The sequence below is a fragment of the Streptomyces sp. NPDC001153 genome, from assembly GCF_053598315.1.
The window spans coordinates 99,894-114,269 of record NZ_JBSFJZ010000015.1 but is presented as its reverse complement, the minus strand read 5'-3'; the positions used below and the strand labels follow the sequence as shown (position 1 = coordinate 114,269).

The window sequence follows — 14,376 nt, the reverse complement described above, 5'->3', positions numbered from 1 at the left end:
CGGGTGGACCGAGGCGGATCCCCGGCCGTCGTACTCTCCCCCCATGCCACTCACCCTCACCGTCCTCGGCACCGCCTCCCCGCACCCCGGCCCCGACCGGCCCTGCTCCGGATACCTGCTGTCCGGCGGGGGTGCCGAGGTGTGGGTGGACGCGGGGCCCGGCACGTTCGCCGCGTTGCAGCGGCACACGGACCCCGCACGGCTCACCGCGATCTGGATCTCCCATCTGCACGCCGACCACAGCGCCGACCTGCTGCCCGCCGCCTACGCCTTCGCCTACGGCGGGATGACCCCGGCCGTACCGATCCCGGTGTACGCCCCGCAGGACTGCGCCCGCCGGCTGGCGGGCTTCCTCGGGCGGGCGGACGTCGACTTCCTCAAGGGCGTCTTCGACTTCCGGCCCCTGTACGACGGCCATGACGTCCGGCACTGGAACCTCCGCCTCACCGCACGCGCCGTCGCCCACGACACCGAGGCCTACGGGCTGCGCGCCGAATGCCAGGGGAGCGTGCTCGCCTACTCCGGGGACAGCGGGCCGTGTGCCGCCCTCGGTGAACTCGCCTCCCGTGCCGACCTGTTGCTGTGCGAGGCGGACATCGACACGCATCGCGATGGCGAACACCAGGAGCAGGTCCATCTGACCCCCGAGGACGCGGGCCGGATCGCCCATGCGGCGCGCGTCCGCGAGCTGCTGGTGACCCACGTCGGACCCACGCTCACCCGCGAGGCGGCCACCGCCCGCGCCGCCGCGGTCTCCGGCCGGCCCACCCGCGCCGCCGTCGAGGGTGCCGTCCACACCGTCTGACGCAGCCCGGCTTTCCTTTGTCACAGGCATTGACGAAACACGGACCCCCTCCTACCTTCAACCGCGTCGCACTTCGTACGTCATATATGAGACGCGATATGTGAGATCCGAGAGGGCCGCATGACCTCTGTGCCCACACCGATCCCGTCCCGCACGCAGTTCGTGCTGGACGCGATCAGACACCGCATCCTGACCGGACGGCTGACACCCGGTCAGGCCCTGGTCGAGACGGAGCTGGCCGCGCAGTTCGGGGTGTCCAAGACCCCGGTGCGGGAGGCGCTGAAGACCCTTGCGGGGACCGGACTCGTCGTGATGAACCAGTACAAGGGCGTCACGGTGCGCATGGTGGACGCGGACATGGCACGCGAGGTCTACGACGTGCGGCTGCTGCTGGAACCCGAGGCACTGAGGAGAACCGTCGGGCGGGGCGCCTCCCTCGACGCCGCGCGCGACGCGCTGAACCGGGCCGATGCCGCCCACGACACCGCCGAACGGTCGCTCGCCAACCGGGAGTTCCACCGCGCCCTGTACCTGCCGTGCGGCAACCCGCTGCTCGGCCGGATGCTGGACGAGGTCCGCGACCAGGCCGCGCTGGTCTCCGCCGTCGCCTGGGCCGCCGAGCCCTCCTGGGAGCGGGAGGCCGCCGAACACCGGGAGATCCTCCGGCTCGCGCTCCACGGCGACGCCGACGGCGCGGCGAGCGCCCTGCACGCCCACATCGCCTCCTTCGTCCGGCGTGCATTCCCCTCGGACACCGGGGACACCGAGGACGCCGAGGACACCGGGGGAACCGAGGCCGCCGGCCCCCACCCCCAGGAAGGTCATTCATGAGCAGCGTGACGTTCGAGACCGGGCGGGCGGCCCTGGCCGACGTGGTGGCCATCCCGGTGACCCCCTTCGCCGCGGACGGCTCCGTCGACACCGGCACCCACCGGGCCCTGCTGCGTCGCCTGCTCGACGGCGGGATCCGCACCCTCACCCCCAATGGCAACACCGGCGAGTTCTACGCCCTCACCCCCGAAGAGCGCCGTCTGGTCACCGAGTTGACGGTCGAGGAGGCCGGCGACCGTGCCGCGGTCCTCGTCGGCGTCGGCCACGACCTGCCCACCGCCATCGCCTCCGCCCGGCACGCCCGCGACCTCGGCGCCCCGATGGTGATGGTCCACCAGCCCGTCCACCCGTACGTCTCGGCGGCCGGCTGGGTCGACTACCACCGCGCCGTCGCCGAGGCCGTGCCCGGGCTGGGCGTGGTGCCGTACATCCGCGACGCGCAGCTGCCCGGCGCCCGCCTCGCCGAACTCGCCGACCACTGCCCGAACGTCATCGGCGTGAAGTACGCCGTACCGGACGCCGCACGGTTCGCGGCCTTCGCCCGGGACGCGGGCCTCGACCGCTTCGTGTGGGTCGCCGGCCTCGCCGAGCCGTACGCTCCCTCCTACTTCTCCGCGGGCGCCACCGGCTTCACCTCCGGACTCGTGAACGTCGCCCCGGCCGTTTCGCTGCACATGGTTGAAGCGCTTCGATCCGGCGACTATGCGGCCGCCATGAAGGTCTGGGAGCAGATCCGCCGCTTCGAGGAGCTCCGCGCCGCCCACGGCTCCGCGAACAACGTCACCGTCGTCAAGGAAGCCCTCGCCGCGCTCGGTCTGTGCCGCCGCGACGTCCGCCCGCCGAGCAGGCCGCTGCCCGAGGACGAGCGCGCCGAGGTCGCCGCCATCACCGCCGGATGGTCCATATGAACCACCCCGCCGGGAAGCTGAGAAGCCATCAGTGGTACGGCACCGACGGGCTGCGGTCGTTCAGTCACCGGGCGCGGACCCGGCAGCTCGGGTATCTGCCCGAGGAGCACCTGGGCAAGCCCGTGATCGCCGTGCTCAACACGTGGTCCGACATCAACCCGTGCCATGTGCACCTGCGGGAGCGCGCCCAGGCGGTGAAACGGGGCGTGTGGCAGGCCGGCGGCTTCCCGCTGGAGTTCCCGGTCTCGACGCTGAGCGAGACCTTCCAGAAGCCGACGCCCATGCTCTACCGGAACCTGCTGGCGATGGAGACCGAGGAGCTGCTGCGCTCCTATCCGGTCGACGGCGCCGTGCTGATGGGCGGGTGCGACAAGTCCACGCCCGCGCTGCTGATGGGTGCGGCCAGCGCCGGTCTGCCCGCCGTCTTCGTCCCCGCCGGGCCCATGCTGCCGGGGCACTGGCGGGGCGAGGTGCTCGGGTCCGGTACCGACATGTGGAAGTACTGGGACGACAGGCGGGCCGGTCTCATCGGCGACTGCGAGATGACCGAGCTGGAGAGCGGGCTCGCGCGCTCCCCGGGGCACTGCATGACCATGGGTACGGCGTCCACGCTGACCGCCGCCGCCGAGGCCCTCGGCGTGACCGTGCCGGGCGCGTCGAGCATCCCCGCCGTCGACTCCGGACACGACCGGATGGCCGCCAGGGCCGGGATGACGGCCGTGGAGCTGGTGCGCGGCGACCGGAGGCTGTCGCAGATCCTCACGCGTGAGGCCTTCGAGGACGCGGTCACGACGGTGCTCGGCCTCGGCGGCTCCACCAACGCCGTGATCCACCTGATCGCCATGGCCGGCCGGGCCGGCGTGAAGCTCACCCTGGACGACTTCGACCGCATCGCCCGGACCGTGCCCGTCCTCGCCAACGTCCGCCCGGGCGGCCGGAAGTACCTCATGGAGGACTTCCACTTCGCGGGCGGCCTGCCCGGATTCCTGTCCCGGATCACCGACCTGCTCCATCTCGACCGGCCGACGGTGTCGTACGACACCCTGCGCGAGCAGCTGGAAGGCGCGCGGGTGCACCACGACGACGTCATCCGCCCCCGCGACAACCCGGTGGCGAGCGAGGGCGGGGTCGCGGTCCTGCGCGGCAACCTCTGCCCGGACGGCGCGGTCATCAAGCACATCGCGGCCGAGCCCCGCCTGCTGAGGCACACCGGCCCCGCGGTCGTCTTCGACGACTACAGGACCATGCAGCGCACCATCGACGACCCCGCGCTCGGCATCACCGCCGACAGCGTGCTGGTCCTGCGGGGCGCCGGTCCCAAGGGCGGCCCCGGCATGCCCGAGTACGGCATGCTCCCCATCCCCGACCACCTGCTCAAGCAGGGCGTGCGGGACATGGTCCGGATCTCCGACGCCCGGATGAGCGGCACGAGTTACGGCGCCTGTGTGCTGCACGTCGCCCCGGAGTCGTACGTCGGCGGGCCCCTGGCCCTCGTGCGGACCGGGGACCTCATCACCCTGGACGTCGCGGCCCGCGGCCTCCATCTCCACGTGGACGACGCGGAGTTGGGGCGCCGGCGCGCCGCGTGGACCCCGCCGCCCGCCCGTCACGAGCGCGGCTACGGCGTCCTCTACAACGGCCAGATCACGCAGGCCGACACCGGCTGCGACTTCGAGTTCCTGGCCCGGCCGGGCCAGGTGCCGGACCCGTACGCCGGCTGACCCACGCATCGGGAGAGGTGAAGCGCTTCACCCATGTGTACGTAGCAAGCGCTACCTGTCCCCGCTGTACATGTCCCACTGCGAACGGAGAACAGTCATGGCCCAAGCCGCAGCCGTGGCGAAACCGCCCGCGCCACCCCGGCGGCGCCGTGCCTCCGCGACCCCGCGCGGGCTGCCGTACCTGCTGATCACCCCGGCGGCCCTGCTGATGCTGGGCTTCATGTCGGGCGGGCGCCGGGCCGTGCCCTGGTCTTCTCCCCGTGGGCCGTCTCCGGAGTGCTGACCTCCGCGATCCGGGTGCTGCTCTACAACTCCCGGACGGGCACCACCCGTTACCTCGCCGACGCGGGAATCGGGTCGTACGGCACCAGCCGGCTCTCGGACACCTCGACCGTCTTTCCGGCGGCGGTCGTCGCGGATCTCTGGCGCGGGGGTGCCCTTCTTCGCGATCCTCATCCTCGCCGACCTGCAGTGCGACGGTGTACAACGCCCGCAAGCCGGACGGCTTCCTGCCGGACACGACGTTCCTGACGACGGGGAGCACGACCATCGGCGCGACGATGAACTGACGCCCGGCTTCAGCTCGGGCTGCCCCACTCGGCCCGGAGGTCCTGGCACCGGACGGTGATCGATGCGTCGGTGAGCGCGATCTCGTGCACACAGCCGGCGCCCTCGGCACCGTCCTCGCCGGTTTCCTCCTCCGGGAGGATCTCGTCGAGCAGCACGGTGTCGACCCGCATCCAGTCGATCGCATGGTGGTGGTCGATGGAGAAGTGCCGCACGCCCGAGTAGCTGATGCGCAGCCCCGAGTCGTGCTTGAACCGGTTCGGCGCGAACTCCAGCACCAGTCGCCCGCTCTTGTCGGTCGCCGGATGGATTCCGGCCAGCTCCAGATCCTTGACGCACCGGTCGGCGCCCGGGATGTCGTAGTGTCCCGGATCGGAGGCGAACGCCCAGGCACCCGGCGGAAGGAGGCCGCGCAGGCGGGGCAGTTCGGCGAGGTAGGCGGTGGGGTCGACGTAGAAACCGTGGCCGTGCCAGTGCGTCTTGACGAATCTCATGACAGTGGTCCTGTGAACTCGAGCGCGGACAGCCGTCCGCCGCTCACCCGGACGAGCAGCTCGCCGAGGACGCGGCGGGTCGGCGGAGGAAGGGGGCCGGCCGTCATGACACCGGGGGCTGCCACCGGAGCAGCGCGGGGATGGTGGCGTGGTCGGTGGTCTCCATGGTCAGGATGACTTCCCGGCCGGTGGATGTTCCCAGCCATGCCATGAAGTCGCGAACGGGCTCGAAGGTCTCCCGGTCCGTCACGTCGCGGGGGTCGAAGGTGAACCCGATCTCCTCGGGCTCGAAGAAGTAGCAGGTGAACCACGTGCCCGCGATGTCGACGGCCAGGCTCGCCGATTCCTGCGGGTCCTGTGCGAGCCGGGACCAGACGGCAGCGGCGTCCGGAACGCCGGTGTCCGTGGTGCCGGCGAGTGTCCAGGTGAGGACGTGCCGTCCCGGCAGGACGCGCAGCCCCTCGGCCATGCGCCGCCAGTCGTCGAGCGTGGTGCCGAGGACGCGGACGTCGCGCAGAGCGCCGTCCGCGACGAAGTCCTCCGGCCGGTACCCGGGTTCGCTCTCCCGGTGCTCTTGTCCCTGCACGGTGATCACGCGGAACAGTGTATCGATCGGATAACAGGGCTCGCAGTGCAGGTAGTTATGCGCGTAGATGGTCTCTGACCTGGTACATCACTCTCATTCACCAGATCCGGAGAATCCATGCGGAAGTCCCACAGAGCCGTCGCCGCCGGTGCAGCCTGTGCTCTCGCCGGTGTCGCGCTGTACGGCGCGGGCGCGGCCACCGCCGGGCAGTCGACGGCGAACTCCACCCACGAGCCCTACAACATCGGGCAGTTGGTGAAGGACATCGACACCTACTACGGCACGACCGCCGACAGCAACGGCGTCTACCAGGCGTCCCCGGACAGCCCGTACGCCAAGGACCTGGCGCAGATCGACGCCGACGCCAGGCGCTATATCGACAAGGCGGCCCGCAAGGCGCGCCGCCACGGCGAGAAGCCTGCCGTCATGTTCGACATCGACGACACGCTGCTGCTCAGCCTCGACTACGAGAAGCGCTACAACTACACGTTCAACCCCACCACGTGGACCGACTACGTGAACAAGGCCGACCGCCCGGAGGTCTTCGGCAGCCCCGAGCTGGTCCGGTACGCCGAGTCCAAGGGCGTCGAGGTCTTCTACAACTCCGGTCTGAGCGAGGCCCAGCGCGCCGCCGCGGTCGCGAACCTGAAGAAGGTCGGCGCCGATGTGGACCTCGACGCCGACCACATGTTCCTCAAGGACAAGGCCAACCCGCCGGCCTACCTGAGCGACTGCGCCACCCCGAACGCCTGGAACTGCACGACCGTTCAGTACAAGTCCGGGACGCGCAAGCACATCGAGGACGACCTCGGTTACGAGATCATCGCCAACTTCGGCGACCAGTACTCGGACCTCGACGGCGGCTACGCCGACCGCACCTACAAGCTGCCGAACCCGACGTACTTCGTCGGCTGAGGCCCTGGCCGTTCGTCCTGAGCGGCCGCTCGTGCTCGGCCCCCGTCACCGGCAGCACCGTGCCGTGGCGGGGGCTTCGGCCGCGGGCCGGTCCGAGAGCCCGGCGACCGCGGCTCACGCGCCACCGCCCGAGCCGCCCTGTGCGGCGAAGTCACCGGTCACCGCGTACACACGACCCCCGGCGGTACCGCTGATCCTGTAGCTGTCGTCCTTCGCGTCGCGCCCGCCCCGCGCATGGTCGTACTGCCCCGCGAACACCCACTGCCCGGCCGGGACCGTACGTCCCTGCTTCAGCGTCCAGGTGTAGACGACGAACCCGCCTCTCTCCACGACGCTCAGACCGAAGTCCCCCTCCGGCAGCGAACGCCACGCGCCCGTCGAGGACACCCCGCCGGTCTGCGCCACCCGCAACTCGACCGTGAGGGAGGTCAGTTGGCCGGCCGTCTTCAGGGTCAGGTCGCTCTGCGCCCAGAAGTCGTTGCCGTGCGCGTCCACCGAGCCGTCCGACCACAGGGGACCGTCCTGCTCGCCGTGTGCCGCGGGCGGGCGCCGGGAGGCCGTCGGTGTCCGGGAAGCTGTGGCACCCGGGGTGCGGGGCGGGCGCGGGGTGCCCGGGCCGGGCGCCGGGGCTCCGGAATGCGCCGGAGGGCGCGCGGTCCTCTCCGGCGAGGAACTCGGCGTCGGCGAGACCGCCACCGTCTGCCCGGCGGGCGGACGGTCGCCGCGGACCACGGAGGCCACCGCGTATCCGCCGACGGCGAGCACCCCGGCGACGGCCGCCGTCGCGCCGGCCACCCGCAGCCAGCCGAACACCGGCGGACGCGTGGACCCGTGGCCGGAAGGGCCGGTCCGCGCGGCCATGCCCCGCTCCACCCGGGCCCGGATGCGCGCGCGGTCGGGTTCGTGGGCCTCGGCCGCCTCCTGCAGCCGGGCGCGCAGCTCGTCGTGCACGTCCTGCCGCCTCATCGGTTCCGCCCTCCGCTCGCGGCGCCCCGGGCCGCCATCGCCGCGTGCACCCGCCGCGGATCGCCCTGGGGGCCGAGCAGGCGCTGGAGTTCTGCCATGCCCTTGGACGTCTGGCTCTTCACCGTACCCACCGAGACGCCGAGCGCCAGCGCGGTGTCCTTCTCCGACAGGTCGAACGCATGCCGGAGCACCACACACGCCCGTTTGCGGAACGGCAGTCTGCGCAGCGCATCCTGTACGTCCACCACCCCGGCCACGTCCGGGTTCTCGGTCCTCTCCTCGCGGTGCGGCCAGAACAGCGCGATCCTGCGGCGTTCGCGCACCGCGCTGCGGATCCGGGTGCGGGCCAGGTTGGCGACCACACCCCGCGCGTACGCCACCGGATGGCCGGCCGCGCGCACCCGGTCCCAGCGGTGCCACAGCGCCAGCAGCGCGTCCGCCGCCAGGTCGTCGGCGGCGTCGGCCTCACCGGTCAACAGGGCGGCCAGCCGGGCGAGTTCGGCGTAGTGCCGTTCGAAGAAGGCATGGAACTCCACGGAGGCGGCGTCGTCGACGACTGTGCCCACGGGTGACCTCGTCTCGGTGCGGCTCTGGAATGACTGTACGGGGTATCGGACAGCGTATGGACCACCGAACCAGATCCGTAACACGGGGAAAACCTGAAACAGGTTGAACAGGGGAACAATCCAGCCAGCATCCGCAAGCCGATCACCAGGTCACGAGGAGTGGCACCATGTCAGTGGACCGGTACTTCCGGATCTCCGAGCGGGGATCCACGTTCGCCCGGGAGATACGCGGCGGTTTCGCCACGTTCTTCACCATGGCCTACATCCTTGTCCTGAACCCGATCATCCTCGGCAGCGCCAAGGACAGGTTCGGGCACACGCTCGACACCGGCCAACTCGTCACCGCCACCGCGCTGGTGGCGTGCGTGATGACCATCGTCATGGGCGTCGGCGGCAACCTCCCGCTCGCCATCGCCGCCGGCCTCGGCCTCAACGCCGTCGTCGCCTTCCAGCTGGCCCCGCTGATGAGCTGGCCCGACGCGATGGGCCTGGTGGTCCTGGAGGGCCTGCTCATCTGCCTGCTGGTCCTCACCGGACTGCGGGAGGCCATCATGAACGCGATCCCGCAGCAGCTGAAGCAGGCGATCGGCGTCGGCATCGGCCTGTTCATCGCCTTCATCGGCTTCGTCGACGCCGGGTTCGTCAGCCGCATCCCGGACGCCGCGCACACCACCGTGCCCGTGCAACTGGGCGCCGTCGGCCGCCTGACCGGCTGGCCCGTGCTCGTGTTCTGCCTCGGCGTGCTGCTGACCGTCGCGCTGCTCGCCCGGAAGGTGAAGGGCGCGATCCTCATCAGCATCGTGACGATGACCGTCGTCGCGATCATCGTCAACGCCGTCGCCGACATCAAGAGCTGGGGCCTGACCACGCCCAAGGTGCCCGACAAGCTCGTGGCCGCCCCGGACTTCGGGCTCATCGGTCACTTCAGCCTGTTCGGCGGCTTCGCCAAGGCCGGCGTCCTCACCGCCGTACTGCTGGTCTTCACCCTCATCCTGTCCGACTTCTTCGACGCCATGGGCACGATCGTCGGCATCAGCGCGGAGGCCGGACTGCTGGACGAGAAGGGGCAGGTGCCCGGCATCGGCCGCGTGCTGTTCATCGACGGCGCCGCGGCCGCCGTCGGCGGTCTCGGCTCCGCCTCCTCCAACACCGCCTACATCGAGTCCGCGGCCGGCGTCGGCGAGGGCGCCCGCACCGGCCTCGCCAACCTCGTCACCGGCGGCCTGTTCGGCCTCGCCCTCTTCCTCACCCCGCTGCTCACCATCGTCCCGCTCCAGGCGGCGGCGCCCGCGCTGATCGCCGTGGGCTTCCTGATGATGACCCACGTCAAGCACATCGACTGGGACCGGTACGACATCGCCATTCCGGCGTTCCTCACCATCGCGGCGATGCCGTTCACCTACTCCATCACCGACGGGATCGGGGCCGGTTTCCTGTCCTACGTCGTCATCAAGTCGGTGCTGGGCAAGGCGCGGGAGGTCAACTGGCTGCTGTGGGCCGTGTCGGCGCTGTTCCTCGTCTACTTCGCGATCGACCCGGTCGAGCAGATGCTCGGGGTGAAGTGAGGGGCGCCGACGCTCACCTCAGCGCCGCTTGCATCATCGCCTTCGCCACCGGCGCCGCCAGACCGTTGCCGCTCACTTCCGACCTCGCCGCGTCCGACTGCTCCACCATCACGGCGACGGCCACCTCCTTGCCGCTGCTGTCGGACTTGGCGAAGGACGTGAACCAGGCGTAAGGCGTCTTGCTGTTGTTCTCGCCGTGCTGGGCGGTGCCGGTCTTGCCGCCGACGGTGGCACCGTCGACCAGGGCGTTCGTGCCGGTGCCGTCCTTGACCACCGTCTCCATCGCCGACTGGAGCTGTTCGGCGGTGGAGGCGGAGACGATCTCCTTGCTGTCCGCGCTGTCGTCGTAGTTCTGCAACACATCACCGCCGCTGTCGGTGATCTGCGACACCATATGCGGCGAGACCAGCTTGCCGCCGTTGGCTATGGCCGCGGACACCATGGCCATCTGCAGCGGGGTCGCGGTGACATCGAACTGTCCGATACCGGACAGCGCGGTCTGTGCCTGGTCCATGCCGGAGGGGTACACGCTGGCGTAGGCCCGCACCGGCACGTCCTGCTTGTCGTTGTTGAAGCCGAACTTCCCGGCCATGGCCCTCACCTTGTCCTGCCCGAGCTGGACGGCCATGTGGCCGAAGACGTTGTTGCAGGAGTACTGCAGGGCGACGCGGATGGGGGCGTTCCTGCACGGCGCCGACTTGTTCTCGTTCTCCAGCACGTGCGTCGTGCCGGGCGGGGTGTACGGGTCGGGGCTGTCGGTCGGAACGTCCACGTTCTTGTACAGCCCGTCCTCCAGCGCGGCCGCCGCCACGACCAGCTTGAACGTCGAGCCCGGTGGCAGCGGCTGGCGCAGCGCGCGGTTGGTGAGCGGCTTCTCCTTGTCCGCGTTGAGCTGCTTCCAGGCGCCCCCGGCCGTGTTGGCGTCGGTGAGCGAGGAGGGGTCGTACGACGGCGTGGACACCGCCGCGAGGATCTTGCCGGTCTTCGGGTCGATCGCGACGGCGCCGCCCTTCTTGCCGCCGAGCGCGCGGTAGGCCGCCTTCTGCACGTCCGGGTCGATCGTGGTGAGCACGTTTCCCGGGTCGGCGCGCTTGCCGGTGACCGAGTCCAGCACGGTCTTCAGCCGGTTGTCCGTGCCGTCGAGCAGGTCCTTGTAGATGCCCTCCAGCTGCGTGGGGGCGTAGGCCTGCGAGGCGTAGCCCGTCACCGCCGCGTAGAGCCTGCCGTCCGTGTACGTCCGCTTGTACGCGAGGTCGCTCCCCCTGGTCCGCGTGGAGCCGGTGATCGCGTTCCCGGCCACGATGATGTTCCCGAGCGGCCGCGAGTACGTCTGGATCGCGTTGCGCCGGTTGTCGTTGTCGTCCGCGAGGGCCTTGCCGTCGTAGAACTGCACCCATGTCGCCCTGACCAGCAGAGCGAGCACGAGCAGCAGCGAGAAGACGGACGCCCGCCTGATCGTCTTGTTCATCCCGCTCCGAAGACGATCGGGAAGGGGTTGATCGTTCCCGTACGTCCCGTTTTCTCATCCCGCGTTCAGGAAACCGGCCTCGTAGGCGGCGATCACCGCCTGTGTGCGGTCCCGGGTGCCCGTCTTGGCCAGCACCGCCGCGACGTGCGACTTCACGGTGGCGGGGCCCACCTCCAGCCGCCGGGCGATCTCGGCGTTGGTCAGTCCGTCGGCCATGTGCCGCAGCACGTCGCGTTCGCGTGCGGTGAGCTTGCTCACCCAGGGCGCGGACGGGGCGGTCCTGCGTCCGTGTTCGGCCGCGAGCGCCCGGACGGCCGACGGGAACAGCAGGCTGTCGGTGCGCGCGACCAGCCGTACCGCCTGCACCAGGGCGTCGGCGTCGGACCGCTTCAGCAGGAAGCCGGCGGCTCCGGCGCGCAGGGCGTCGTAGACGTAGGAGTCGTTCTCGAAGGTGGTCACGACCAGGATCCGCGGCGGCTCCGGCATGGTGGCGACGAGCTGCTCGGTGGCCCGGATGCCGTCGATCTCCGGCATGCGGACGTCCATGAGCACGACGTCGGGCCGCAGTTCCCGGACCACGGAGACGGCCTCGGCACCGGTCGTGGCCTCGCCGGCCACCTCCAGGTCCGGTTCGGCGGAGAGGATGGCGCGCAGGGCGGTGCGGACCATGCGCTCGTCGTCGGCGAGGACGAGCCGGATGGCGGGCCGGGTCATGCGGTTCCCTTCGGGAGCTGTCGGGTCGGCGGGCCGGGTGGCGTCATGGGCGTGGTCAGGGGCAGTCGTACGGACAGGCGCCAGGTGTCCGCCGACGGTCCCGCCTCAGCCGTGCCGCCGAGCAGCCGCACCCGGTCGGCGATGCCCCGCAGGCCGTGGCCGCCGCCGGGGCGGGGAGCCCGGGCGGCGCCCAGGGGGTTCTCGACGGTGATCTCCAGCTGCCCGGCGGCGGCGGTGATGCGGACGGCGACGGGCGCACCGGCGTGTTTCAGCGCGTTGCTCAGGCCCTCCTGCACGATCCGGTACGCCTCTCGGGAGACCAGCGGCGCCAGCGCGGCGAGGTCGGTGCCGACGGTGGCCGTCACCGGCTGCCCGGCGGCCCGGGTCCGGCGCAGCAGCCCGTCCAGGTCGCTCTCCAGGGTCGGCGCGGGCGCGGTGCCCGGCGCGTCCCCGTCCCGCAGCACGCCGAGTACGGCGTCGAGTTCGCCGACCGTGCGCCGGGTGGTCTCCTCGATGGCGGCGAGGGCCTCGCGGACGAACCCCGGGTCGCTGTCGAGGAGCCGGCGGGCGGCGCTCGCCTGGAGGGTGACGGCGCTCAGGGCGTGACCGACGCTGTCGTGCAGCTCGCGGGCGAGCCGGTTGCGCACGGCGAGGTCGGCGGCGCGGGCCTCGGCGGCTGCCAGCCGGTCCTGAGGGGTGGGCCCGAGCAGCACGGGCGCCCAGCGGGCCAGCAGGGCCCCGCAGCCGGCGGCGCAGGCGGCGAGGGCGAGCAGCGTGGCCAGGCCCGCGACCGGGGCGAGCGCCAACGCCCAGGTGTGGTCGAACACTTCGGGCGGAGCCGGCGGGGAGTGGCGGAGCCCTGCGAACAGGGGCAGGACCATCAGCAGCACCGCGAACGGCGGCACGGCCAGCGACATGCCGGCGATGATGCCGCCGAAGCCGAGGTGCAGCGTGAACCAGGCCGCCGTACGGGCCCGTTCGGACCGCGTCCTGGCCGGGCCGTGGGCGAGCGAGTCCGCGTCGATCCCGCACAGGGCTCTCACCGCCGCCGACTCCAGCGGCCGGGTCAGAGGGAACAGCGCCGTGACGGTGGCGATCGGCAACCCGACGGCGAACGAGCCGAGTTGGAGCGGCAGGGACCGGAAGACGTCGTCCACGCCGGTGAGCGGCCCGACGATCACCGAGCCGACGAGGACGTACGGCATGGCGAGCGCACCGCCGAGGATCAGATGGATCCAGCGGCGCCGCGCCCGCCCGCCGAGGAGCAGGACCAACGCCCTTGTCACTGCGGCGCCTTGACGGGCCGGACCGTGAGGAAGCGGGCCATGACGCCCGCCACGAGGAAGCCGGTGATCATCTGCCCAGCGTAGGCGAGGCCGGTCAGCGGCGCCGGGCTGTCGCCCGTCACCAGCACCGCCAGCGACATCCATCCGCCCCAGCAGGCCACCGCCCCCGAGCCGATCCAGGCCGACGCGAGCGGTACGGCGACCGGCAGCGCACCGCCCCGGCCAAAGGCCAGCTGCCAGGCTCCGGTGACGGCCGCGGCGAGGAAGAGGACGTAGACGCACTGCATGGGCCGGTCGCCGCTGCCGTCCGGTGCGGCCGCCCCGCAGGCCCGCAGCAGCCGCACCGCGGCCGGGACCAGCGCGATCAGCGCCGCCGCGAGGGCCGTCCGCCGCTGCGGACGTCCCGCGCCCCCGGCCGGCAGCTCCCGCATCCGCCCCCGCCACAGATGCCCCCAGCGCTCGCGGGCGTACCCGGTGAACAGCGCCCCCAGCGCCAGCCCCTGCACGATGAACCCGCCGTACACCACCCCGAAGACCCAGTCGTCGAGGAACGGCTTGCCGGCCGGGCCGCCGCCCCCGCCGCCGGTGCCGTGGAGGACGAGTTGCAGCGGGAAGCCCACCATGATGGGCGCGAGGAGTCCCACGGCGAGCCACATCGGCACCGCGAGCAGCCAGGCCGGCACCCGCCGCCCCCACGGGCGGGTCAGCAGCAGCGCCAGCACCACCACGGCCGCGTCCATCAGGACGGTGAGACCGTTGGCGAGGATCATGGTGAGCCGGTGCTTCAGCAAGGGGCTGCCGTCCGGGATGCCGAGGTGGCTCCCGGCGATCCAGGCGAGCTTGAGGGACAGGTAGGGCAGGCAGGCGGCGACGGCGACGAGCCGGAGCGAGCGCCGCCCGGCGGAGACACCGGCGGGGACAGGAGCGGTTGAGATCGTCATGGCTCAACGCTCCCGTGTGAACAGGGGTGTTCACCTCCTGCCG

General features: G+C 71.6%; 14 protein-coding genes and 1 pseudogene. 7 read left to right on the top strand and 8 right to left on the bottom strand.

The window, feature by feature from the left end:
- Positions 1–43: 43 nt before the first annotated feature.
- The 5 genes and pseudogenes from ACWDEN_RS19130 to ACWDEN_RS19110 all read left to right on the top strand — a co-directional run.
- Entirely contained in the window at positions 44–805 is a 762-nt protein-coding gene (locus ACWDEN_RS19130) for an MBL fold metallo-hydrolase (protein ID WP_351605061.1), read from the top strand.
- Between the two features lie 120 nt (positions 806–925).
- Positions 926–1,636, top strand: a complete 711-nt coding sequence (locus ACWDEN_RS19125; RefSeq protein WP_450859715.1) for a GntR family transcriptional regulator — start codon at positions 926–928, stop codon at positions 1,634–1,636.
- Positions 1,633–2,544 (top strand): dihydrodipicolinate synthase family protein, encoded by a 912-nt coding sequence (locus ACWDEN_RS19120; RefSeq protein ID WP_450859714.1) that lies wholly within the window; start codon positions 1,633–1,635, stop codon positions 2,542–2,544. The genes ACWDEN_RS19125 and ACWDEN_RS19120 overlap by 4 nt, the downstream gene beginning before the upstream one ends.
- Positions 2,532–4,265 carry an L-arabinonate dehydratase gene (gene araD / locus ACWDEN_RS19115; protein ID WP_450859713.1) on the top strand — a complete coding sequence of 578 codons (1,734 nt, stop codon included), beginning with the start codon at positions 2,532–2,534 and terminating at the stop codon, positions 4,263–4,265. Before ACWDEN_RS19120 ends, araD begins: the two co-directional genes overlap by 13 nt.
- A 97-nt stretch (positions 4,266–4,362) precedes the next feature.
- Positions 4,363–4,737, top strand: a pseudogene (locus ACWDEN_RS19110) (hypothetical protein); the annotation flags it as partial.
- 106 nt (positions 4,738–4,843) lie between these two features.
- Here ACWDEN_RS19110 and ACWDEN_RS19105 read toward each other — a convergent pair.
- Both ACWDEN_RS19105 and ACWDEN_RS19100 read right to left on the bottom strand, forming a co-directional pair.
- Positions 4,844–5,326, bottom strand: coding sequence for a hypothetical protein (locus tag ACWDEN_RS19105; protein WP_351605071.1), 483 nt, complete (start codon positions 5,324–5,326; stop codon positions 4,844–4,846).
- 103 nt (positions 5,327–5,429) lie between these two features.
- Positions 5,430–5,921, bottom strand: a complete 492-nt coding sequence (locus ACWDEN_RS19100; protein ID WP_450859712.1) for a hypothetical protein — start codon at positions 5,919–5,921, stop codon at positions 5,430–5,432.
- A gap of 108 nt (positions 5,922–6,029) precedes the next feature.
- Here ACWDEN_RS19100 and ACWDEN_RS19095 point away from each other — a divergent pair, with 108 nt between their 5' ends.
- On the top strand, positions 6,030–6,827 hold the full coding sequence (locus ACWDEN_RS19095; protein WP_450859711.1) for an HAD family acid phosphatase: 798 nt from the start codon (positions 6,030–6,032) through the stop codon (positions 6,825–6,827).
- Between the two features lie 114 nt (positions 6,828–6,941).
- Here the strand turns inward: ACWDEN_RS19095 and ACWDEN_RS19090 are convergent, their stop codons facing one another.
- Together ACWDEN_RS19090 and ACWDEN_RS19085 are read right to left on the bottom strand one after the other, a co-directional pair.
- Positions 6,942–7,793: a hypothetical protein gene (locus tag ACWDEN_RS19090; RefSeq protein ID WP_450859710.1), complete on the bottom strand. Its 852-nt coding sequence runs from the start codon at positions 7,791–7,793 to the stop codon at positions 6,942–6,944.
- Complete coding sequence (locus ACWDEN_RS19085) at positions 7,790–8,359, bottom strand: SigE family RNA polymerase sigma factor (RefSeq protein ID WP_450859709.1); 570 nt, start codon at positions 8,357–8,359, stop codon at positions 7,790–7,792. Before ACWDEN_RS19085 ends, ACWDEN_RS19090 begins: the two co-directional genes overlap by 4 nt.
- 167 nt (positions 8,360–8,526) lie before the next feature.
- Between ACWDEN_RS19085 and ACWDEN_RS19080 the strand changes: the two genes are divergently transcribed.
- A complete protein-coding gene (locus ACWDEN_RS19080) occupies positions 8,527–9,924 on the top strand; it encodes an NCS2 family permease (protein ID WP_450859708.1) in 1,398 nt (465 codons plus the stop codon).
- A 13-nt stretch (positions 9,925–9,937) separates the two neighbouring features.
- Here the strand turns inward: ACWDEN_RS19080 and ACWDEN_RS19075 are convergent, their stop codons facing one another.
- From ACWDEN_RS19075 to ACWDEN_RS19060, 4 genes are read right to left on the bottom strand one after another with little or no spacing between them, the layout of a single operon-like run.
- Positions 9,938–11,392, bottom strand: a complete 1,455-nt coding sequence (locus ACWDEN_RS19075; protein ID WP_450859707.1) for a peptidoglycan D,D-transpeptidase FtsI family protein — start codon at positions 11,390–11,392, stop codon at positions 9,938–9,940.
- 54 nt (positions 11,393–11,446) lie between these two features.
- On the bottom strand, positions 11,447–12,106 hold the full coding sequence (locus ACWDEN_RS19070; RefSeq protein ID WP_450859706.1) for a response regulator: 660 nt from the start codon (positions 12,104–12,106) through the stop codon (positions 11,447–11,449).
- Positions 12,103–13,392 (bottom strand): sensor histidine kinase, encoded by a 1,290-nt coding sequence (locus ACWDEN_RS19065; protein ID WP_351605089.1) that lies wholly within the window; start codon positions 13,390–13,392, stop codon positions 12,103–12,105. Before ACWDEN_RS19065 ends, ACWDEN_RS19070 begins: the two co-directional genes overlap by 4 nt.
- Positions 13,389–14,333 (bottom strand): hypothetical protein, encoded by a 945-nt coding sequence (locus ACWDEN_RS19060; protein ID WP_351605092.1) that lies wholly within the window; start codon positions 14,331–14,333, stop codon positions 13,389–13,391. Before ACWDEN_RS19060 ends, ACWDEN_RS19065 begins: the two co-directional genes overlap by 4 nt.
- Positions 14,334–14,376: the final 43 nt, after the last annotated feature.